The sequence below is a fragment of the Myxococcus sp. MISCRS1 genome, assembly GCF_026626605.1.
GTDB lineage: Bacteria > Myxococcota > Myxococcia > Myxococcales > Myxococcaceae > Myxococcus > Myxococcus fulvus.
In genome coordinates, this window is record NZ_JAPNKB010000001.1 from 3073638 (window position 1) to 3095070 (window position 21433).

The 21433-nt window shown below is 69.7% G+C and carries 18 protein-coding genes; 11 read left to right on the forward strand and 7 right to left on the reverse strand.

Features of this window, described 5'->3' with window-relative positions; genetic code table 11:
- From OWM54_RS11680 to OWM54_RS11705, 6 genes are all read left to right on the forward strand, one after another.
- Nucleotides 1–3141 carry an efflux RND transporter permease subunit gene (locus OWM54_RS11680; RefSeq protein WP_267697554.1) on the forward strand — a complete coding sequence of 1047 codons (3141 nt, stop codon included), beginning with the start codon at nucleotides 1–3 and terminating at the stop codon, nucleotides 3139–3141.
- Nucleotides 3142–3520: 379 nt separating this feature from the next.
- A complete protein-coding gene (locus OWM54_RS11685; RefSeq protein ID WP_141324803.1) occupies nucleotides 3521–4075 on the forward strand; it encodes a peroxiredoxin in 555 nt (184 codons plus the stop codon).
- 6 nt (nucleotides 4076–4081) lie between these two features.
- A complete protein-coding gene (locus tag OWM54_RS11690; RefSeq protein WP_223747840.1) occupies nucleotides 4082–4606 on the forward strand; it encodes a carboxymuconolactone decarboxylase family protein in 525 nt (174 codons plus the stop codon).
- Nucleotides 4607–4735: 129 nt separating this feature from the next.
- Nucleotides 4736–5212, forward strand: a complete 477-nt coding sequence (gene dps / locus OWM54_RS11695) for a DNA starvation/stationary phase protection protein Dps (protein WP_046711706.1) — start codon at nucleotides 4736–4738, stop codon at nucleotides 5210–5212.
- Nucleotides 5213–5391: 179 nt separating this feature from the next.
- The gene (locus OWM54_RS11700) at nucleotides 5392–6198 is read left to right on the forward strand and encodes a hypothetical protein (protein ID WP_267697555.1); all 807 of its coding nucleotides are present in this window, start codon (nucleotides 5392–5394) and stop codon (nucleotides 6196–6198) included.
- 47 nt (nucleotides 6199–6245) lie between these two features.
- Nucleotides 6246–7508 carry a pyridoxal phosphate-dependent aminotransferase gene (locus tag OWM54_RS11705; RefSeq protein ID WP_223747838.1) on the forward strand — a complete coding sequence of 421 codons (1263 nt, stop codon included), beginning with the start codon at nucleotides 6246–6248 and terminating at the stop codon, nucleotides 7506–7508.
- Between the two features lie 71 nt (nucleotides 7509–7579).
- Here OWM54_RS11705 and OWM54_RS11710 read toward each other — a convergent pair whose 3' ends face one another.
- Complete coding sequence (locus OWM54_RS11710; RefSeq protein WP_267697556.1) at nucleotides 7580–7984, reverse strand: hypothetical protein; 405 nt, start codon at nucleotides 7982–7984, stop codon at nucleotides 7580–7582.
- Between the two features lie 295 nt (nucleotides 7985–8279).
- Here OWM54_RS11710 and OWM54_RS11715 point away from each other — a divergent pair, with 295 nt between their 5' ends.
- The 3 genes from OWM54_RS11715 (at nucleotide 8280) to OWM54_RS11725 (ending at nucleotide 11401) form a co-directional block, all read left to right on the forward strand.
- Nucleotides 8280–9596, forward strand: a complete 1317-nt coding sequence (locus OWM54_RS11715) for an MFS transporter (protein WP_267697557.1) — start codon at nucleotides 8280–8282, stop codon at nucleotides 9594–9596.
- Nucleotides 9597–9689: 93 nt separating this feature from the next.
- Nucleotides 9690–10466 (forward strand): hypothetical protein, encoded by a 777-nt coding sequence (locus OWM54_RS11720; protein WP_267697558.1) that lies wholly within the window; start codon nucleotides 9690–9692, stop codon nucleotides 10464–10466.
- 155 nt (nucleotides 10467–10621) lie between these two features.
- Entirely contained in the window at nucleotides 10622–11401 is a 780-nt protein-coding gene (locus OWM54_RS11725) for a hypothetical protein (protein WP_267697559.1), read from the forward strand.
- A 3-nt stretch (nucleotides 11402–11404) separates the two neighbouring features.
- Here OWM54_RS11725 and OWM54_RS11730 read toward each other — a convergent pair whose 3' ends face one another.
- From OWM54_RS11730 to OWM54_RS11755, 6 genes are all read right to left on the reverse strand, one after another.
- Nucleotides 11405–13609 carry a hypothetical protein gene (locus tag OWM54_RS11730; RefSeq protein WP_267697560.1) on the reverse strand — a complete coding sequence of 735 codons (2205 nt, stop codon included), beginning with the start codon at nucleotides 13607–13609 and terminating at the stop codon, nucleotides 11405–11407.
- Nucleotides 13610–13703: 94 nt separating this feature from the next.
- Nucleotides 13704–14096: a hypothetical protein gene (locus OWM54_RS11735; RefSeq protein WP_267697561.1), complete on the reverse strand. Its 393-nt coding sequence runs from the start codon at nucleotides 14094–14096 to the stop codon at nucleotides 13704–13706.
- Between the two features lie 17 nt (nucleotides 14097–14113).
- Nucleotides 14114–15262 carry a zinc-dependent alcohol dehydrogenase gene (locus OWM54_RS11740; RefSeq protein WP_046711697.1) on the reverse strand — a complete coding sequence of 383 codons (1149 nt, stop codon included), beginning with the start codon at nucleotides 15260–15262 and terminating at the stop codon, nucleotides 14114–14116.
- 113 nt (nucleotides 15263–15375) lie between these two features.
- Nucleotides 15376–16047, reverse strand: coding sequence for a DNA-3-methyladenine glycosylase family protein (locus OWM54_RS11745; protein WP_223747830.1), 672 nt, complete (start codon nucleotides 16045–16047; stop codon nucleotides 15376–15378).
- A gap of 54 nt (nucleotides 16048–16101) precedes the next feature.
- Complete coding sequence (locus OWM54_RS11750) at nucleotides 16102–16590, reverse strand: hemerythrin domain-containing protein (protein WP_267697562.1); 489 nt, start codon at nucleotides 16588–16590, stop codon at nucleotides 16102–16104.
- A 66-nt stretch (nucleotides 16591–16656) separates the two neighbouring features.
- Nucleotides 16657–18168 carry an FAD-dependent oxidoreductase gene (locus OWM54_RS11755; RefSeq protein ID WP_267697563.1) on the reverse strand — a complete coding sequence of 504 codons (1512 nt, stop codon included), beginning with the start codon at nucleotides 18166–18168 and terminating at the stop codon, nucleotides 16657–16659.
- Nucleotides 18169–18610: 442 nt separating this feature from the next.
- Here OWM54_RS11755 and OWM54_RS11760 point away from each other — a divergent pair, with 442 nt between their 5' ends.
- Both OWM54_RS11760 and OWM54_RS11765 read left to right on the forward strand, forming a co-directional pair.
- Nucleotides 18611–20725 (forward strand): PAS domain-containing sensor histidine kinase, encoded by a 2115-nt coding sequence (locus OWM54_RS11760; RefSeq protein ID WP_370640353.1) that lies wholly within the window; start codon nucleotides 18611–18613, stop codon nucleotides 20723–20725.
- On the forward strand, nucleotides 20722–21132 hold the full coding sequence (locus tag OWM54_RS11765; protein ID WP_046711692.1) for a response regulator: 411 nt from the start codon (nucleotides 20722–20724) through the stop codon (nucleotides 21130–21132). Before OWM54_RS11760 ends, OWM54_RS11765 begins: the two co-directional genes overlap by 4 nt.
- Nucleotides 21133–21433 lie beyond the last annotated feature (301 nt).

A 21433-nucleotide genomic window follows, 5' to 3' on the forward strand; every position in this document is an offset into this window, starting at 1 on the left:
ATGTTCATCGACTTCTTCATCCGCCGGCCCGTCTTCGCCATCGTCTGCTCCATCCTGCTGACGCTGGTGGGCCTCATCGCCATCCCCACCCTGCCCGTCGCGCAGTACCCGGACCTGGCGCCGCCCCAGGTCACCGTGTCAGCCACCTACGTGGGCGCCAGCGCCGAGGTGGTGGAGAGCGCCGTCACCATCCCCCTGGAGCAGGAGCTCAACGGGGTGGAGGGCATGCGCTACATCTCCTCCACCAGCGGCAACGACGGCACCAGCAACGTCACCATCACCTTCGAGGCCACGCGCGACATCGAGGTCGCCGCCGTGGACGTGCAGAACCGCGTCAGCCGCGCCGCCGCGCGACTGCCCGCCCAGGTGAACCAGACGGGCATCGTGGTCAACAAGGCCTCCAGCCAGATCCTCCTCTCCGTCGCGCTCTACAGCCCGGATGACCGCTACGACGCGAAGTTCCTCTCCAACTACGCGGATGTGAATCTCAAGGACGCCATCAAGCGCGTGCGCGGCGTGGGCGACGTGCGCATCTTCGGCGAGCGCAAGTTCTCCATGCGCGTGTGGCTGGACCCCACCGAGCTCGCCCGCCGCAAGCTCACGCCCCTGGACGTGACGCGCGCCCTCCAGGAGCAGAACCTCCAGGTGGCCGCGGGACAGGTGGGCCAACCCCCGTCCGAGGAGGACCAGCCCTACCAGCTCGCGGTGCGCGCCCGCGGCCGCCTCATCGAGCCGGAGGAGTTCGGCGACATCGTCCTCATGCGGGACGAAAGCGGCAGGGCCGTGCGCATGAAGGACGTGGCCCGCGTGGAGCTGGGCGCGGAGAACTACGGCACCCTCTTGCGCTTCAGCGGCAAGCAGGCCGTGGGCATCGCCACCTTCCAGCTCCCCACCGCCAACGCGCTCGAGGTGCGTGACGCCGTCCTCGCCGAGCTGCAACGCCTGTCCGCCCAGTTCCCTCCGGGCATGGAGTACCAGACGGGCACCGACACCACGCTCGCGGTGCGCGCCACCCTGCGCGAGGTGGTCCGCACGCTGGTGGAGGCCATCGTCCTGGTCGTCCTGGTCATCTTCCTGTTCCTCCACGGCTGGCGCAGCGTCCTCATCACCGCGCTCACCCTCCCCGTCTCCCTCGTCGGCACCTTCGCCTTCGTGAAGCTGCTCGACTTCTCCATCAACACGCTCACCCTCTTCGGCCTCACCCTGGCCACGGGCCTCGTCGTGGACGACGCCATCGTCGTCATCGAGAACATCGAGCGGCTGATGCTGGAGCGGAAGCTGACCGCCGCCGAGGCCGCGCGCGAGGGCATGAAGGAGGTGTCCGGCGCCGTCATCGCCATCTCCATCGTGCTGGTGGCGGTGTTCCTCCCCGTGGCCCTCTTCCCCGGCACCACCGGCGCCATCTACCGCCAGTTCGCGCTCACCATCGCCGCGTCCGTGGCCCTCTCCACCTTCTGCGCCCTCACCCTCACCCCCGCGCTCGCCGCGCGCATGCTGTCCCACCACACCGGGGACAAGTGGGTCTTCTTCCGTCAGGTGGACCGCGTGCTCGACCGGACACGCCACCTGTACGGCCGAGGACTGCGCCGGCTCCTGACGCATCCGGCCCTCGTGCTCGGCGCCTTCCTCCTGTGCGTCGTCGCCACGGCCGCGCTGGTCGTCGTCACGCCCACGGGCTTCATCCCCGACGAGGACCAGGGCTACCTGCTGGTCACCGTGCAGGGCCCCGAGGGCACGTCCCTCTCCCAGACGCAGAAGGTCATGGCCGAGGTGGAGCAGGTGCTGCTCGCCCAGCCGGAGGTGCGCGCCCTCTTCGCCAACGGCGGCATGTCCCCGCAGGGCACCGGCTCCAACCTGGCCAACATCTTCGTCCCCCTGAAGCCCTGGGACGAGCGGACCGGAGAGGACCAGAGCGTGGCCGCGCTCGTCGAGCGGCTGCGCGCCCCCTTGAGCCGCATCGGCGGCGCGCGCGTGGTGCCCTTCCAGCCGCCCGCCATCCGGGGCGTCGGTGCCGTGGGCGGCTTCCAGTTCGTCGTCGAGGACACCGCGGGCGTAAGCTCCCTGGACCAGCTCGCCTCCGCCGCGCGGCAGCTCATGGCCCAGGGCAACGAGGACGGCCGGCTGCGCGGCGTCTTCACCGGCTTCAACGCGGACACGCCGCTGCTCGACGTGGAGGTGGACCGCCAGCTGGCCAAGGCCGTGGGCGTGCCCATCGACCAGATCTTCAGCACGCTCCAGGTCTACATGGGCAGCCAGTACATCAACGACTTCAACTACGCGAACCGCGCGTACCGCGTCTACGTGCAGGCCGAGCAGCAGTTCCGCGACAGCCCCGCGGACATCGCCGCCTTCTACGTGCGCAGCGACACCGCCGACATGATTCCGCTCGAGTCCCTGGTGAAGGTCCAGCCCACCATCTCCGCGCAGCTCATCCGCCACCACAACCTGTTCCGCGCCGTGGAGCTGAGCGGCCAGGCCGCGCCCGGCGTCTCCTCGGGCCAGGCCATGGAGGCCATGGAGGAGCTCGCCGCCCGGCACCTGCCCCAGGGCATGAGCGCCGAATGGACAGGCATCAGCCTGGAGCAGAAAGAGAGCGGCGGCCAATCCCTGCTCATCTTCGGCCTGGGCCTGCTCTTCGTCTTCCTGGTCCTCGCCGCCCAGTACGAGAGCTTCAGCCTGCCCCTCGTCATCATCCTCTCGGTGCCGCTCGCCATCCTCGGCGCGCTGGGCCTGCAGCTCTTGCGCGGCCAGGCCAACGACGTGTTCTGCCAGCTGGGGCTGGTGATGCTCGTGGGGCTCGCCAGCAAGAACGCCATCCTCATCGTCGAGTTCGCCGAGCAGCTGCGCGCCCAGGGCCGGAGCATCACCGACGCCGTGGTGGAGGCCGCCGAGGTCCGCCTGCGCCCCATCCTCATGACGTCCACCGCCTTCCTGCTCGGCGTGGTGCCCATGATGACCGCGTCGGGCGCGGGCGCGGGCTCACGCAACTCGCTGGGGACGGCCGTGTTCGGCGGCATGCTCGTCTCCACGGTGGTGAACCTCGTGTTCATCCCCGGCCTCTACGTGCTGGTGCAGAAGCTGCGCGGCGAGGCCAAGCTGGCCGCCCCCGACGCACGCGTTGTCGCCACGCCCTCGCACTGAGGAACGAAGGCCCTGTCACCGGCCCGGGCACCCACATGTCGGGGCCCGGGCCTTTTCAGTTGGCGGCCCATCAATCGGGCGTCTGCCCGCCTGTACCGCGTGCAACCTCGCGAGAGTTCTCGTATTTTCCGCCGGCTCTCCAGCCGTGATGGAGGGCACTCCACCGGCCCGGCTGTTCATCCACCGAAATTGCAGTGGCGAGTGCCACCGACATTTCGTTATTCACCGCCCCGGCGGCAGTGACTCGCAGGGGATGGAAGCCAAGTCCCCGGAATCATTGCAGTGGATGGGCTGGCACGAAGACTGCTGTAGCAGTGCGCAAGAAGACACCTTCCCAGGGGCCATCCCCGGCCCCCCAAACCCAAGGAGCAGTAACGACATGCTGACCGTTGGCGACAAGATCCCGAGCTTCAAGGTCAAGGCCACCGTGAGCCTGGAGAAGGGCAAGGAGTTCCAGGAGATCACGAACGAGACGTACAAGGGCAAGTGGCTGGTGCTGTTTGCCTGGCCGAAGGACTTCACGTTCATCTGCCCCACGGAGATCGCGGAGTTCGGCAAGAAGAACAAGGACTTCCAGGACCGTGACGCGCAGGTGCTGGGCCTGAGCACCGACAGCGAGTTCGTGCACCACGCGTGGCGCACGCACCACCCGGACCTGAAGAACCTGCCCTTCCCGATGCTGGCGGACCTGAAGCACGAGCTGTGCAACGCGCTGGGCATCCTCCACAAGGAGGAGGGCGTGGCGCTGCGCGCGACGTTCATCGCGGACCCCGAGGGCATCATCCGCCACGTGACGGTGAACGACCTGTCCGTGGGCCGCAACGTCTCCGAGACCGTGCGCACGCTGGACGCGCTCCAGACGGACGAGCTGTGCCCCTGCAACTGGAGCAAGGGCGAGGAGACCCTCACCCAGAAGCTGGCGAAGGCGGGGTAAAGCATCATGGCCTCACTCGAAGTCGTCCGCGCGGAACTCACGGACGCCCACAAGGACACCCGCCTCAACCTCCAGGCCGTCCTGGAAGGCGGCAGCCTCACCCCGGAGCAGCGCTGGGGCGTGGCCGTCGCGTGCGCCTTCGCCGCTCGGAATGAGCGGCTGAAGGAGGCGATGTTGAACGAGGCGCGGAAGGCACTCACGAACGCCGAGCCCGTCATCGAGGATGCGCGCGCCGCCGCCTCGCTGATGGCGATGAACAACGTCTACTACCGCTTCCGGCACATGATCGGGAAGGAGTCCTACTCGACCAAGCGGGCCGGTTTGCGGATGAACAGGCTGGCGCAGGTGCTGACCAACAAGGTGGACTTCGAGCTGGTCTGCCTCGCGGTGAGCGCCATCAACGGCTGCGAGATGTGCATGCAGTCCCACGAGAAGGTCGTCCTCGAGGGCGGCCTGTCGGAGGACCAGGTGCACGACGCGGTCCGCGTCGCGTCGGTCATCCACGCCGCGGCGGTGGGTCTGGAGTCGTAAGGCTCCCAGCCGCGAGTCACTGACGTGATGTGAGGCGCCCTCCGGTGGAGACACCGGGGGGCGCTTCCTTTTCCGGCGCCGCGCATCCAACGGGCGTCCAGAACGAACGAGCACGAAAGGAAAGCCATCATGTACCGCAGCCCCAGCCCCCTTCCCGAGAAGACCCGCGCCTCCGTCGTCGAATCCCTCAACGCCCGACTGGCGGACGGCCTGGACCTGCATTCGCAGATCAAGGTGGCCCACTGGAACATCAAGGGCCCGCAGTTCGCGGCGCTGCACCCGCTGTTCGAGACCTTCGCGGTGAGCCTGGCCAATCACAACGACTCCATCGCGGAGCGCGCGGTGACGCTGGGTGGCAAGGCCTACGGCACCACCCGCCACGTGGGCAAGGCGAGCCGCCTGCCGGAGTACCCGCAGGAGACCACCAAGGATTTGGAGCACGTGAAGCTCCTGGCCGAGCGCATCGAGGTGTACCTGGACGGCCTGCGTGAGAGCCGCAAGCTGTTCGTCGAGGTGGACGACGCGGACTCCGAGGACCTGGCCACCGGCATCATCGTGGAGTTCGAGAAGCACGCCTGGTTCCTGCGCGCGTCGCTGGAGAGCTGAGACAGCCCTGTCACGTGCGGCGCGTGTGCCCGGAGTGTGCACCGCGCTTCACGCCCCTCGCGGGGGGAGGATTCGGCCTTCCCCTGTCCTTCCGCGAGGTTGCCTCCAGGCACAGCGGTTGCTCTCCCAGGGTGCACCCCGCCCGCGAAGGCGCGGATGGGATACCTTGGAGCAGCGCCATGCGAAGCCTCCTCTCTTTGTCCGTCGTCGTCGCCCTGCTGTCCGGCTGTGGTGGTGAGCCTCCGGAGGAGCTGGTCCAATCCGCGAAGGCGAAGGTGGAGCGCGCCGCCGCGGTGGGGCACCTGACGCGCGGGGCGCTCGAGGTGCTGGGGCTGATGCCGGTGTACACGTGCGGCGAGCCGCGCCGCGGCTTCCTCGACGTCGCCACGGTGGACCTGTCCCAGCGGCTCGCGTGCGCCACCACCACGGTGGAGTCGCTCGACGCGGTGACGGACGGCGTGGTGGTGACGTTCAGCGGCCCCGACTGTCAGGTCCACGGCCTGGGCCTCTCCGGGCGCGTGTTCTTCAAGTACCGCGGCGGCGAGGACCGGATGGAGGTGGAGGCGGACCTGCGCCAGTTGCGCGTGGAGGGCGTGGTGCTGCCCGCCGAGGTGGGCTACGGCACCTGTGGCGATTTGACGAGCGTCTGGGTGAAGGCCGAGGGCGACATCCCCGGGCGCGAGGGCCACACCCTGCGGATGGACGCGAAGGTGACGAAGCGTCCGGGCATGCCGATTCTGGGCGGCTCGTCGCTGCTGCTCGACGGCACGGGCGAGCTGAGCGGCCCCGACGGCGTGGACAAGCTCACCCTCACCACCCTGCATTACGAGGTGGGTGAGTATCTGCCCAAGGAAGGCATGGCTGTCCTGGAGACGGCGGATGGCCACCACGTGGAGGCGAGCTTCAAGCCGGTGCTGTGGCGGGTGGGCAAGGTGGAGCTGACGGTGGATGACCACTCGCCGGTGACGGTGCCCATCGTCCGGTAGCGCCGGGCCACGCGCGCGGCGCCGGTTTTCCGCTAGGGTGTGGCGCCGTGAGCGACGACGTCACGATTCCCGCCTTCCGCTCCGTGCCGCGCACGGGCGTCATCTACGTCACCGCCGAGGCCACGCGCCGAGGCTACCGTTCCAGCGACCCTGACTGGTGCAACCTGGGCCAGGGGCAGCCGGAGACGGGGGATTTGCCCGGGGCCCCCGCGCGGCTGGGCTCGGTGAACATCGACGTGGCGGACATGGAGTACGCGCCCGTCGCGGGGCTGTGGGACGTGAGGGAGGCCATCGCCGGCCTCTACAACCGCCTCTACCGCAAGGGCATGCCCGGCCAGTACAGCGCGGAGAACGTCTGTCTTTCGGGTGGCGGGCGCGCGGCGCTGACGCGGGCGGCGGCGAGCCTGGGTTCCATCAACCTGGGCCACTTCCTGCCGGACTACACGGCGTACGAAGAGCTGCTGGACGTCTTCAAGGCCTTCACCGCCATCCCCATCCTGCTGGAGGGCGAGCGCGGCTACGCCTTCACGCACGAGGACCTGCGGCGAGAGGTGCAGGGGCGCGGCCTGTCCGCCCTGCTCTTCTCCAACCCGTGCAACCCCACCGGCAAGCTGGTGCAGGGGGACGAGCTGGCCCGGTGGGTGGGCGTGGCGCGCGAGCTGGAGTGCACGCTGCTCATCGACGAGTTCTACTCGCACTACGTCTGGACGGGCCGCCCCGGGCACCTGCCGGTGGAGAGCGCCGCGCGCTACGTGGAGGACGTGAACCGGGACCCCATCGTCCTGTTCGACGGCTTCACCAAGAACTGGCGCTACCCGGGCTGGCGCATGACGTGGACGGTGGGGCCCAAGCAGGTGATTGAAGCCGTCTCCAGCGCGGGCAGCTTCCTGGACGGCGGTGGCAGCCGGCCCCTGCAGCGCGCCGCGATTCCGCTCCTCCAGGAGGAGCCGGTCGTCGCGGAGACGATGGCCATCCACAACACGTTCCGGGAGAAGCGAGACAGGTTCCACTCGCGCCTGGAGCGGCTGGGCATCCGCACGGACCGAGCGCCGGACGGGACGTTCTATGTCTGGGGCAACGTGTCCGGCCTGCCCGCGCCGCTCAACGACGGCATGGGCTTCTTCCGCGCCGCGCTGGAGGAGAAGATCATCACCGTGCCCGGTGAGTTCTTCGACGTGAACCCCGGCAAGCGCCGCGCGCGCCCCTCGCGCTTCCGCAGCTACGTGCGCCTGTCCTTCGGCCCGTCGATGGAGGTCCTGGAGAAGGCCCTCACGCGGCTGGAGGCGATGGTGCTCAAGCACAGCCGCTGAAGACAGACGGCCACCTTCCGGAGCGCGCTTTTCCGCGGCGACTCCGGAAGGCAATCCCAGACGAAGACGGCCTAGAGGGCCTTCTCCAGCAGGTTCACGATGCGCTGACGGCGCTCGTGCGTGTAGTTCTCGATGTTGCTGAAGTTGTGCCGGTACGACAGCGTCTTGTTCTCGAAGCGGTAGAAGATGCGGTCGTCCGGCTCGATGCCGCTGATGAAGTACTTCTTGAAGCCGTCCCGGATGGCCTGCTTGGAGAAGTCATCCACGCCGATGTCCTGGAGCGCCAGCACCAGCGGCTCGAAGTAGATGGCGTCGATGCCCTTCTCGAAGAGGTGCGCCAGGCCCTCGGCGCCGAGCGTGTCCCACTCGACCTCGATTTCGACGGGCGCGCCCACCAGGTCGTTCAGCGTCTGCTGCCACTTCGGGAAGATGTTCTGCTTGTACTGCGCGATGGCTCTTCGCTCGGGCAAACCCATGACTGCCCCCTCTGAGGTGGAATCCCAGTGTGCTGATGGGAGGCGCGTCACGATTCTATGGAGGCCCTAACCTGTCAAACACCCCGGGTCCCGAGAAAACGAGACACGTGGTTGTTGGCACTCAGCGCGAGGCGGGCGGCTCGGCGCCGGGTTCCGGGACGACCCGGCGAGCCGGGGCGGGTGCCGGGTTTCCAGGAGACCGTCCAGCGATTGAGGGGGGGCCCCCGCGCGCACGCCAGGCGCCCAAGCGAGCCCGCGCGGCGCGTTTCAGGAGGCCCTATGCTCGGCGGTGTCCATGAGACTCCCCGCCTCCCGGCTCGCACTGCTCGGCATCCTCTACTTCGTGCAGGGCCTGCCCTTCGGCTTCCAGGCCACCGCGCTGCCCGTCTATCTGCGCGGGCAGGGGGTGTCGCTCACCGCGCTGGGCTTCGCGGGGGTGCTCGCGCTGCCCTGGGGACTCAAGGTGCTCTGGGCGCCGCTGGTGGACCGCTACTCCTCGGCGCGCATCGGACGACGCAAGTCGTGGATCCTCCCCATGCAGGCGGGCCTGACGCTCACGTGCGTGGCGGCGGGGATGCTGGTGTCGGAAGGCGGCTCGCTGAAGGTGCTGCTCGGGCTCATCCTGGTGATGAACCTCTTCGCCGCGACCCAGGACATCGCCGTGGACGGGCTCGCGGTGGACCTGCTGCGCCCCGAGGAGCTGGGCCTGGGCAACACCGTACAGGTCGTGGGCTACAAGCTGGGAATGCTCACCGGCGGCGGGCTGCTCGTCTGGGCCAGCAAGTACCTGGGCTGGCCGGGCCTGTTCCACGGCATGGCCCTGCTGTGCGCCATCGCGCTCGGGGTGACGCTCCTGTCTCGCGAGGCGCCTCCGCGTGAGCGCGACGCCGAGCCCACCGCGCCGAAGACCGAGAGCTGGCGACAGTGGTTCGCGGTGTTCCTCACGACGGTGCGTCAGCCGGGCATCGGCTGGGTGCTGCTCTTCATCGGCACGTACAAGTTCGGCGAGACGATGGCGGACGTGCTCTACAAGCCCTTCCTCGTCGACGCGGGCATCCCCGCCTGGCAGATAGGCCAGTGGGTGGGGACGTGGGGCAACGCCGCGTCCATCCTCGGCTCCGTGACAGGTGGCGTGCTCGCCACGCGCATGCCCATCCTCGGAGCCCTGTCGCTCACCGCGTCGCTGCGCGTGCTCCCGCTCATGGGGCGCTGGTGGCTGGCCACCCACGGCGTCAGCGAAGCGGGCGTCATCGGCGTGACGCTCGCGGAGGAGCTCGTCGGCGGCGCGCTCACCACCGTGATGTTCGCGTTCATGATGTCGCGCGTGGACCGGCGCATCGGCGCGTCGCACTACACGCTGATGGCCAGCATCGAGGTCTGGGGCAAGGCCCCCGCCGCGCCTCTCGCGGGCTGGTTGGCGGACCCCCTGCACGGGCTCGCGTTGGGTTATGGCCCCGTGTTCCTGCTCGGCGCCGGACTGTCCGTCGCGTTCCTCGCGCTGCTGATTCCCATCCGTCATCTCCAGGCGCGTTCCGTCACGGATGTGTCACACGAAAACAGCGCCCCACAGCCTCGAGACGAGAGCCCTCCCGTGGAAACAGGCACACGCTGAGCACATCGCGAGACGTGTCAGTCGCGGGTGCTAAGTGCGTACGCGCTGTCCCCCATTCATCGTGGGCGCGCTCGCTCACGAGAGGTGCAACACATGCTCTCTTCTTCGATGAAGTCCCTGTTGGGTGGTGTCGTCCTGGCCGCCACCCCTGCCCTCGCTGACAGCACCACGACGATTCCCGCGTTCGCGGCCGACATCGCCGCCGCCCGCCTCGCCACGAGCCCGGGTGGCACCACCGTCATCCGCTCCGAGATGCGCGGTGCCGTCGACCGTTTCCTCCACGACGACAGCAAGGTCGACGCCGTCGAGCGTGCGTACCTGGCCGACCGCATCGCCGACCTGACGTTCAAGCAGGGCGTGACGGCCACCGCGATGAAGTACCTCATCGACACCCACGAGCTGAATGACGGCCTGACCTGGTACTCGCCGCTGTGGCTCGACGTCCTCCCGCAGACGCCGGCCGACTACTTCGGCGCCACCGGGCCCCTCACCACCTCCACGGACATCAAGGAGGGCAACATCCCCGCCGGGATGGGCGTCGCCAACCAGCGGACGCTCACCTACAAGGCCAACGCGGCCTGGGGGCTCCAGGGCGTGTCATACTTCAAGCCCATCACCGTGCAGGAGCTGCTCGCCATGCTGAAGGAGCAGGTCATCAACGGCACGCCCAACTCCGATGAGGTGGACGGCGCGCTGGCGTTCATCACGCAGGTCTCCCGCAACAGCAACCGGCTCTACACCACGGGCTGGTCCTGCCAGACGTACTGCGGCGGTGGCGGCCCCGGCGACGCGGGCGGCTTCTTCATCGCCGCGGTGAGCACGGAGCGCAACTTCGTGCGCATGGTGCGCGTGACGACCTGGTCCGACTAGTTCTCCATCGGCGCACCTGCGCCACGGAGAGACACGCGGGAGGGACGCTGCCTCCCGCGTGGGTCCATCGGAGTCACACTCCTCGTGTGCGTGTTGAATACGCGCGCGTCGTCCCCTTGCATCGTGGACGTGAGAGTCCGCGAGAGGAGCAACGCGTGTTCTCTTCGTCACTGAAGTCGCTGCTGGGTGGTGCCGCGCTGCTGGCCGCCGCTCCCGCGTTCGCGGACAGCACCACCACGATTCCCCTCTTCGAGGCGGACATCGCCGCCGCCCGTCTCGCCACGAGCCCGGGAGGTGTCACCGTCATCCGCACCGAGATGCGCGGCGCCGTCAGCCGCTTCTTCCAGGATGACAGCAAGATTGACGCGGCCGAGCGCACCTACCTGGCCGACCGCATCGCCGACCCGCCCTTCAACGTGGGCGTGACGGCCACCGCGATGAAGTACCTCATCGACACCCACGAGCTGAACGACGGCGCGACCACGCATGCGCCGCTGTGGCTCGACGTCCTCCCGCAGACCCCGGCGGACTACTTCGGCGCCACCGGGCCGCTGACGGTCTCCACGGAGATCATGGAGGGCTACATCCCCAACGGCCAGGGCGTCGCCAACCAGGCCACGCTCAACTACAAGGCCGGCGCGGCCTTCCGCCATGGGTATCCGCGCAACTTCCACCCCATCACCGTCCAGGAGCTGCTCGCCGAGCTGACGTCGCAGACGGACAACGGCCTGCCCAACTCCGACGAGGTGGATGGCGCGCTGGCGTTCATCACGCAGAGCTCCCGCAACAGCAACCGGCGCTACTCCGCGAGCTGGTACTGCCGGACGTACTGCGGCGGTGGCGGTCCTGGCGACACGGCGGGCTACTACATCGCCGCGGTGAGCACGGACCGCCGCTTCGTGCGCATGGTGCGAGTGACGACCTGGTCGGAGTAGTCCTCAGCCGGCGCGCATGCGCCACTCGAGGCCCGCGGGAGGAAAGGTGCCTCCCGCGTGGGTCCACTCGAGTCGGACTTCACGCCGGCCCTCGGGCGGCAGCTCGAAGCACGCGAGCACCCGCCCCTCGCCCCGCTGGTTGACGCGAGCGTCCAGGCGCTCACCGTCGACGTTCATGGCGAGGGTGAGCACGCCGGCCTGCGGGAAGAACTGTTCCGAGGGATGACGGCGCGGGGAGGTGAGCAGCAGCTCCACCTCGCGCGGCTCGGCGTCGGCGTTCTCCAGGGTGTACGTCAGCGCGTACGAGATGCCTCGGGCTCCCTCGTGGGTCCGGGGCGTTCTCGGCTCGGGCTCGCGCGCGGTCGGCGTCAGGGGCGCGGCATCGGGCCAGACGCCACCGTGTCTGCCGGGCATGGACATGACGAGGTCTCCGGCGCGCTGGCCCGCGGACAGGCGCACCGTGCGGCCGCCGACGAAGACACTGCCGGCCTCGAGCACACCTTGATGGGGAGGAAACGCTGGGGCGCTCGTCTCGGGTGCGTCCGTTCCCGCGCTGGCCATGGGGTGCTCTCCGCGGGAGATGGCGGTGAGCTCGTCCGCAGTGAGGGGCAGCGGGCTGGACACGGTGGCCAGCCGGAACCTCGCGCCCACGTCGAGCTGCCCCTTCGCATCCACGGCCGTGAAGTCCAGGAGCGCCTGGAGCGTGCCGCCCTTTTCATGGCGCGCGGCGAGGACGAGCACGGCGTCACCGGGCTGCACGGTGAGGGCGGCCTCGATGCGTCCGCGTGTGCCCAGACGCACGTCGTCGAGGTGAGCCAGGTCGAGGTCCTCGCGGAGCAGCGGCTCGGCTTCGCGCTCGTCCTGGGGGCGCGGGTCGACGCGCGCATCGAGGAAGCCCGAGGCGAGCACGGCGTGAGGACCACGGAAGAAGAGCCCCTCCGGGTCGGGGACCTTTCCTGACGCCGAGTCGACGAGTCCGGTGAGGTCCTCGGCGAGCGCGTCCTGCTCATCTGGATTGAAGGGCTCGCCGCGCGCGTTCGCGGGGAACTGGGGCGTGAGGTACCTGGAGAAGACGACGCCCGCGAGCCGCAGGTGGATGGGGCGGCCCGAGGTGTTTCGCAGCACGATGGAGCAGCGCTGCGTGCCCGTCGGGGGCAGGGTCTGCGTCACCTGTCCCTGTTCAGCTCGCGCGAAGGTCTCGCCGACGCGATTGACGGCGCGAAGGAACAGGCGGGCCTGGCCGGCGAACGTGAAGCCGCCCTCGCTCTTGCCAGGCACGATGCGCCCCATCGTCGTGCCGAGGACTCCGGAGGTCCGAATCGGCTCGGGGCTCGCGTGGAGGAGCAGCGGCGCGCCCGTGAACGCGCCATCGAGGGGTTCGAGCGCCGCGATGGGGAGCACGTCCGCGTCGAGCGCTCCGACGGGCAGCGGGGGCCGCTCATGCGGATGCGCGGAGACACGAGGCGCGGGGACCTCCTCCTCGCGGGTGGCGTCGACTTCGAGGGCCCTCGCCAGCTCACGCACGTCATGCGCGGCCTCTGTCTTCTCGCCCGAGGCAGGCAGCACGTTGTCTGCGTCGCCGCTCTCTTCCGAAGACTCCGGCGCGCGCCGCGGGACACCCGCCTTCGCCCCATCCTTCGTCGCGCCGGCGCCCTCTTCCGCGGACACCATGACGAGTCGCCGGACAACCTTCACCGCATCCGTCGTCTTCTCAGCGACGTTCTCGTCTGGAGGCGCCGCGACGAGCTGTGGCGCCCCCTTCATGGCGGCCTCCTCCAACAACAGCCCCCCGGGCTCCGCCGTCTTCGTGGTGGCCTTCCCGTTGGAAGGGACCAAGACGGGCGCCGCAAGCGTCTCAGCGACCTGCGCTCCGGCAATCGCTGTCTTCTTGACGCCCCTCCCTTCCGAGGGCGGCGCCGCGGACGTCACGGCGGCCTTCGCCCCCACCGTCTTCGCGACCGCCTTCCCCTCGGAAGGAGACACACCAGCCTTCGCGACAGTCTTCTGACCCGAGGCATTCGGCGCCGTCTTCGCGGCCTTCGCCGTCTTCGCGACGGGCTTCGCCTGTCCTCGCTGGGTCGCCACGCCCGGCGTCGCGGCCCCACCCGCCTCGGGCTTCCGCGCGGTCTTCTTCGCGGCCTCCGCAGGGGGCTTCGCCCCCGAGGGTTTCGCGGCGGGACGTCGAGGTGGCGGCTTCGAGGGAGGCATTCCCGGGAATCCTCACAGAGAACAGGCCTGGATGTCGCCTCCCCTTGGCGCCGGGTCTCCCCCACCCCGGCGCCACACCGGGCCCCACCTCACCTCACGCGCGCGCCCACTTGCGCCACACGGTGTGGGTGAGCGCCAGCACCCCCGCGGTGGGCAGCGCCCACGGCAGCACCTTCGCCAGGCGGTGCTCCCAGACATCCACCCGGTCCGCCAGCAACAACACCATCCAGTGGCGGGCCTTGTGGTCCGGGAACCCATAGGCCACGCGGCGCAACACCCCACTCAGCCCCTTCGGCGGCTGCGCCGTTCCATACACCGGCGGCAGCTGCGCCCGTCCCGGGTGCTTGAACACTCGCACCGGCGAGTGCTGGAACCGGATGGGCATCCGAGCCCCCGGCAAGGGATGCGGCAGTGTCTCCATCGGGACGCCGGGGCGGCTGGAGAAATCCAGGTCCGCGGCGGCGCCAGGTACAGGTCTATCCGGCATGGCTTCACTCCCTCTCGTCACGCATGGCCCGGCGTGAGGACGCACTTGACGCAGCCGTCACGCTTCTGGGCGAACAGGTGGTAGGCCTCCGGCGCATCCTCCAACCCGAACCGGTGGGTGATGATGGCCTTCGCATCGATGCGCCCCTCCCGGATGTGCTTCAGGAGGTGCGGCATGTAGCGGCGCACGTTGCACTGGTTCATCCGCAGCGTGAGCCCCTTGTTCATCGCGGTGCCAATCGGCATCACGTTCCACGGCGGTCCATACACGCCGACGATGGAGACATTGCCGCCCTTGCGCACGGCATCGATGCACCACGAGAGCACCGTGGGAGCACCCGCCTCCAGCTTCATCCCCAGGCCCATCACCCGGTGCGTCGTGGAGCCCTCGGCCTCCATGCCCACCGCGTCGATGCACACGTCCGGGCCCCGGCCCTCGAACATCTCCTTGAGGTAGGCGACGACGTCCCCCACCTCCTGGAAGTTCACCGTCTCCACCTTCGCGAACCGCTCCGCGAAGTCGAGCCGGTACTGCACGCAGTCCACCGCCACCACGCGGCCCGCGCCCATCAGCCACGCCGAGCGCATGGCGAACAACCCCACCGGGCCCGCGCCGAAGACGACCACCGTCTCGCCGCCCTTGATTTCGCCCATCTCCGCGCCCATGTAGCCCGTCGGCAGGATGTCACCGAGGAACAACACCTCCTCGTCCTCCATGTCGTCCGGAATCTTCAGGGGCCCCACGTCCGCGTACGGCACGCGCACGTACTCGGCCTGGCCACCGTCGTAGCCGCCCGTCGTGTGCGAATAGCCATACACGCCGCACGCCACGTCGCTGGAGGGGTTGCTGTTCTCACACAGCGCCGTGAGCCCCCGCTCACAATAGAAACAGCCGCCGCACGAGATGTTGAAGGGCACCACCACGCGGTCGCCCTTGCGCAGCTGGGAGACCTCCGTGCCCGTCTCCTCCACCACGCCGGTGAACTCGTGCCCGAAGGTGTGGCCCACCCGGGTGTCCGGGACCAGCCCGTGCAGCAGGTGCAGGTCCGAGCCACAGATGGCGCTCTTGGTCACCCGCAGGATGACGTCTTGGGGGTGCTCCAGCCGGGGGTCCGGCTTGTTCTCCACTCGGACCCTGAAGGGTCCCTGGTAGGTCAATGCTCGCATGAGGGCGTCTCTCCCGTTTCATCTACGGGTGAGGACGCCAGCGCCGTGCGGCAAGGCGCGTCATCAGCGAGCCCCCCGCTCGCTCACTCGCCATGAAGCGCGAGGGGCGCCGCTCAGCCCTCGGACGGCTCCCAGCTCAGCTCCGTGGCGCGCCACATGTACCAGCTCGCCACCGAGCGCCAGGGCCGCCAGCGCTCGCCGTATTCCAGGAGCGCCTTCGGCCTGGGCATCTCCTCCAGGCCGTACGCGAGCATGAAGCCCTTGCGCACGCCGAAGTCGTCCACCGGCAGCACGTCCGGGCGGCCGAGCCGGAACATCAGCAGCATCTCCACCGTCCACTGGCCGATGCCCCGCACCTGGGTGAAGTGCTCGATGAGGGCCTCGTCGCTCATCCGGCGCACCCGCGCGAGCGGCGGCACCGTGCCATCCAGCGTCTTGCGCGCCAGGTCCTGGAGCGCGGCCATCTTGTTGGCGGACAGCCCCGCCTCGCGCAGCGCCTTCTCCGGCGTCGCGAGCAGGGCCTCCGGAGTGAAGTCACGGCCCGTGCCCACCTGAGCGCTGACGCGCTCGAAGATGGTCGCCGCGGCCTTGCCGTGCAGCTGTTGGAAGACGATGGAGCGCGCCAGCGCCGCGAACGGGCTGTGCAGCGGGCTCAACTCCATGCGGAAGGCGCCCACGCGCTTCATCAGGGCGCCCAGCGTCGGGTCGGCGCGCGCGAGGGCACGGCGGGCGCTCGGGGTGAAGGCTTCGGGCAGGCGCGGAGCGGAGGAGGCGGGGCGGGGCATGGACAAACCCCATGCTGCCGCTCCGGCCGCTCCGCGCAACCCGAATCTTGCGGCCTACAGCGGCGCCGCGTGGTCCGTCTCGGCGGGGACGTTGTTGCGGGGCTCGTCCTCCATCAACTCCTCGAACTGCTGCTCCATCAGGATGCCCAGGTCCTCGAGCTGCTCCTTGGACAAGAGCTTGCGGACCTTCTTGAAGAGCTCGCCCTCCTCCTCCTCGACGTGGTGTTCGATCTGCTCCTGGAGCACCTTCATCTTCGGGTCGAACTCCTCGTCGTCCGGAGACATCTCCAGCAGGTCCGCGATGATGCGCTTGGCGGACAGGTGCTCCTCCACCGCCTCACGCAGCTCGTCCTCGGTCCGCTCCGACTTGGTGGCCGGATAGAAGTACAGCTCCTCGATGGTGGCGTGCGCGGCGAGCCGGTCGGCGATCATCTTGAACAGCTCGCCCCTGCGCACGTCCGCGTGGTCCGGGAGCTTGCCGTACTGGGCAAAGAGCTTCTTCACCTCGTCATGCTGCTGCTTCAGCAACTCAATCGCGTTCATGTCATGTCTCCATGTCGGCGGGGTTCAAGGCTCGTCTGACTTCGGGAGACGCGCGGGTGGCGGGCGTCAGGTGGGCAGCTTGCGGGAGGGCAGGTCCTTCACCGCGGGTCCGTTGAGCACCTTGCCCGTGGGGCTGAAGCGCGCGCCGTGACAGGGGCAGTCCCACGAGCGCTCCGCGCCGTTCCAATGCACATGGCAGCCCAGGTGCGTGCACACCGGAGAGACGGCGTGCGAGGTGCCGTCCTGCTCTCGGTAGACGGCCACCTTCTGCCCGTCCACCTCCAGGACCTTGGCCTCACCAGGAGCCACCTCGGACAGGTGCTTGCCATCGGGCTTCGCCAGCCGGTCCGCGACGAAGCGGAAGGCCACCTCCGCGTTCTCCTGGATGAAGTCCTTCACGCCCGCCATCGGCTTGACGCGCGTGGCGTCGTACAGCGCGGCGAAGGGGTTCTCCCGCCCGAGGATGAGGTCGGTGAGGAGCATCCCCGCCAGCGTGCCGAACGTCATCCCCGTGCCGGAGAAGCCGGTGGCCACGTAGACGTGCTTGCGGGCGCTGTCGCGGCCGATGTAGGCCAGCCCGTCGGCCGGCTCGATGACCTGACCGGACCAGCGGTGGGTGATGGACTCCACCGGGAAGCGCTCGCGCGCGAAGTCCTCCAGCGCCGCGTAGCAGCGCGCCGTGTCCTCCTCGGCGCCCACCTTGTGGTCCTCGCCGCCGACGATGACGTAGGTGCGCCCGTCCACCGGCTGCGTGCGGATGTAGTGATAGGGCTCCTTGCAGTCGTAGTACTGCGCGGGCTCCAACGCTCCGTCCAGCGGACCGGCCACCGCGTAGGTGCGGTACGGGAAGAGCTTGGTGTGCATGAAGACGCGGTTGAGCGGCGTCGTGGTCGCCTCCACCACGTCGGTGGCGGTGACGACGCCCCGGTCCGTGACGACGCGGCAGGGCTTGCCGTCCCGCACCTCCAGCACCCGCGTGTTCTCGAACAGGTGACAGCCCTCGCCGGGGATGCGGTCCGCCAGCCCGAGCAGGTACTTGCGCGGATGGAACAGGGCCTGGTCCTCCACGCGCAGCGCGCCCTTCACCGCGAAGGGCAGCGGCACGCGCTGCGTGAGCGTGGCGAGCAGCCCCGCATCGCGCGCGGCGGACACCTCGTCCTCCAGCGACTGCAGCTCGCGCGCCGTCTCCGCGTACTGGAACATGGGCACGCGCTGGAAGTCGCAGTCCAGGCGCAGCTCCTCCACCAGCGACGCAATCTGCTCCATCGCGGCGCGGCTGGAGGACGCCGCCAGCCGGGCGCCCTTCTCCCCGAAGTCGCGGCGCAGCGTGGCGTAGGGCGTGTCGAGCAGCTCCGTGAGGTGCGCCGTCGTCTGCCCCGTCTGCCCGGACAGGATGCGGTTCATCTCCAGCACCACCACCCGCTTGCCGGCGCACTTGAGCAGCCACGCCGTGGTGAGGCCCGCCATCCCTCCGCCGATGACGGCCACGTCCACCGTCAGGTCCCCGGGCAGCGTGGGGAAGTCTCGCGTGGGCGTGGTCAGCGTCCAGAGCGAGCGATGCGTCCGCGTCTCATCCATGTCCCAAGACTAGGGATGCGCCTCAGGTGCGATAACCCGACGCGGCCGGCGCCCATGCCTGGCCGCCTGCTCGGCGTCGGGGCCACCCCGGATGTGAACGGGCAAACAGAGCGGGCCGCCGGGTGTTGGCAAGTCACGCGGGATTCCAAGCGGTTCTGGGGTGGTGGAGCGGCCCGCGATACATAGAGGCAGGGACGGCCCCCCGACCCCTGCCTCGTACCCAGGGAGCCACGAAGGATGCCGGTGGAAAGATTGGCTGGGAGCACCAGCCTCGTCGATGTGATGGACCGGGTCCTGGACCGCGGCCTGCGCTGGGACGGCACCGTCCCACCGGACGCCCCCGAGCCCTGCGCGCCCGTCGTGGTGACCTCCCTGGAGCTTCGCGTCGAAGACACCCCTCCTGCTGACGACACACCTCGACTTCCTCCTGGAGCCTGACGCATTGGTCTCGTACGCCCCGCTCGCCCCAGCCCCCGCCTCCTCCGTCGACGCGCGCCTCGCCCTGGCCGAGCAGCTGCTCGCCTGCGAGTCCGCGAGAGGGTGTGCCCGGGCCGTGGTGGAGTGGCTGCCCGCGCATGCCCAGGCGCTCGCCGCGGCCTGCGTGGCCCGCGAGGAGCCCGGAGCCCGGATGACCTGCCTGGCCGCGCAGGGGCTCTGCGAGGCCCAGCAGGCGGCGCTCGCCGCGTGGTCCGACGCCGACTCCACGCACCCGCTGGCGGACGTGCTCACCCAGGCCGTGCCGCGCTTCTTCCCGAAGGAGCGCGCGCCCCTGCCCTCCCCTGGCGCGCAGGGCCTGTTCGCCGTGCCGCTGGGACGCGCGGGCGCATCCCCCGTGGGCCTGCTGCTGGTCTGGGCGAGCACCCCCGAGCTGCCCGCCGAGGTCGCCTGGGTCGCCGGGCACGCGGGGCCCTTCCTCGCGCGCCAGGCCACGTCCGGTCCGCTCGCCGCGGGGGGCTCGGAGCTGTTCCGCCGCATCATCGACGCGGTGACGGACCCGGTGCTGCTGACGGACCTGGAGGGACGCGCGCGCCTGGCCAACGCGCGCGCGGAGGCGCTGCTGATGGCGGGCCCCGACGCGAGCCACGGCCGCCGCCGCGCCGTGCACCTCAACCAGCGCGTGTTCTCCGCCGCGGTGGCGAGCAGCGCCAGCGGCGGCCAGCCCGGGGTGAGCTGGCGCGAGGTGCCGCTGGTGGACCCCGTGGAGGGGCTGGACCTGCTCTTCGAGATGGTCAGCACGCGGGTGTACGAGCCGGACGGCCGCGAGGCCATGGTCAGCGTGCTGCGCAACGTGACGGACCTGGGCCGCGCGACGCAGGCGTTGGGTGAGAGCTACCGGCGCCTTCGCGCCACCGAGCGCGAGGCGCGCAGCGAGCGCCACCGGCTGGACCGGGTGCTGGACTCCGTGGCGGACCCCATCATCCTGTCGGACCCGTCCGGCGTCACGGTGATGATGAACGAGCCGGCCGAGCGGCTCTTCTCGCTGCCGCCCGAGGGAGGCCGCGCAGCGCAGCGCCGCGTGCGCTCCAACCACGCGACGTTCGTGTCGTTCCTCGCCAACGTGCTGGACACGGGCGGCAGTCCCCGCTGGCGCGGGCACCTGAGCCTGGTGGACCCGACGAGCGGCGCCACCCTGCCGGTGGAGGCGGTGGCGAGCAAGGTGCTGGGCGAAGGCGGGGAGCTGACGGGCATCGTCACGCTCTTCCAGGACCGGGGCGAGGCGCTGGAGAAGGCGCGGCTGCTCGAGCGGCTCAAGGAGGTCTCCACGCTGCTGGAGGCGCGCGTGCAGGTGGCCACCGCGGAGCTGGCGGAGCAGAACGAGAAGCTGCGCCGTCAGGCCATCCAACTGGAGCAGGCCAGCGCGGCCAAGTCCCAGTTCCTGGCCAACATGTCCCACGAGTTCAGGACGCCGCTCAACGCCATCCTCGGCTACACGAACATGCTGCTGCAGGGCGTGTCCGGGGAGCTGACCGCGCCGCAGAAGCGCAACCTCACGCGCATCGACTCCAATGGCCGGCACCTGCTGGAGGTCATCAACGAAATCCTGGACATCACCCGCATCGAGGCGGGGCGGATGCCGCTGCACCTGTCGGACTTCGTCATCCCGGAGCTGCTCCAGGAGGTGATGGCGGAGATGGACCCCATCATCGCGCGCAGCAAGCTGACGGTGACGACGCACCTGGGCGCGCGGCTGCCGCCGGTGCACAGCGACCGTCAGAAGGTGAAGCAGGTGGTGCTCAACCTGCTGTCCAATGCCCTGAAGTTCACGCACGAGGGCACGGTGAAGGTGGTGGCGGAGTACCAGCCGTCATCTTCCATGCTCACCATCTGCGTGGAGGACACGGGGATTGGCATCGCCCCGGCGGACCAGGAGAAGATCTTCGAGGACTTCCAACAGGTGGACAGCTCGCCCACCCGCGCCTATGGAGGCACGGGCCTGGGGTTGTCCATCTGCAGACGTCTGGCCGACATGCTGGGGGGGCGCGTCACCCTCCAGAGCACCCAGGGGCAGGGGTCGGCCTTCACGCTGCACTTCCCACGACGCCCGAGGCGGACATGACGAATCCCTCCCCGAATCTCAAGCCGCTCGTGCTCGTCGTGGACGACTACGATGACGCGCGTGAGATGTACGCGGAGTACCTGGAGTTCTCCGGGTTCCGCGTGGCGCAGGCGAGGAACGGGCAGGAGGCGCTGGACCAGGCCTTCGCGCTCACGCCGGACATCATCCTGATGGATTTGTCGTTGCCCATCATCGATGGGTGGGAGGCGACGCGGCGGCTGAAGAACGACGCGCGCACGCGCACCATCCCCGTGGTCGCGCTCACGGGGCATGCGATGACGGGCCAGTCCGATGAAGCGAAGGGCGCGGGGTGCGACTCCTTCGTCACCAAGCCGTGCCTGCCCGACGAGCTCGTGGCGGAGGTGCGGACCATCCTCGCCCGGCGCGGAGGCGCCGCGATTCGCTGAGGCGTGCCGTGTCCCGGTCCCCCCGTCCTCCCAGCAAGGCCTCTTCCCGACGAGGCGCCGCCTCGCCCAAGCCCTCCCGCGTCCGACGCGCGGCGCCCACCGCCGAGGCGAAGCGCCCGGGGGGCTCCGCGTCCCGCGCCGCGCCTCCGCGGACCTCCGTTGCTCCCGACACGCCCGCGCGTGGCGGCAAGGCGGAGCGGCCCGAGCCGCGAGCGACGACGCTGTCCCGTGGGAGCAAGGCCGCTGTCACGCGAGAGGTGACGCCCACGTCCGATGTCTCTCCGGAGCTGGTGCCCTCACG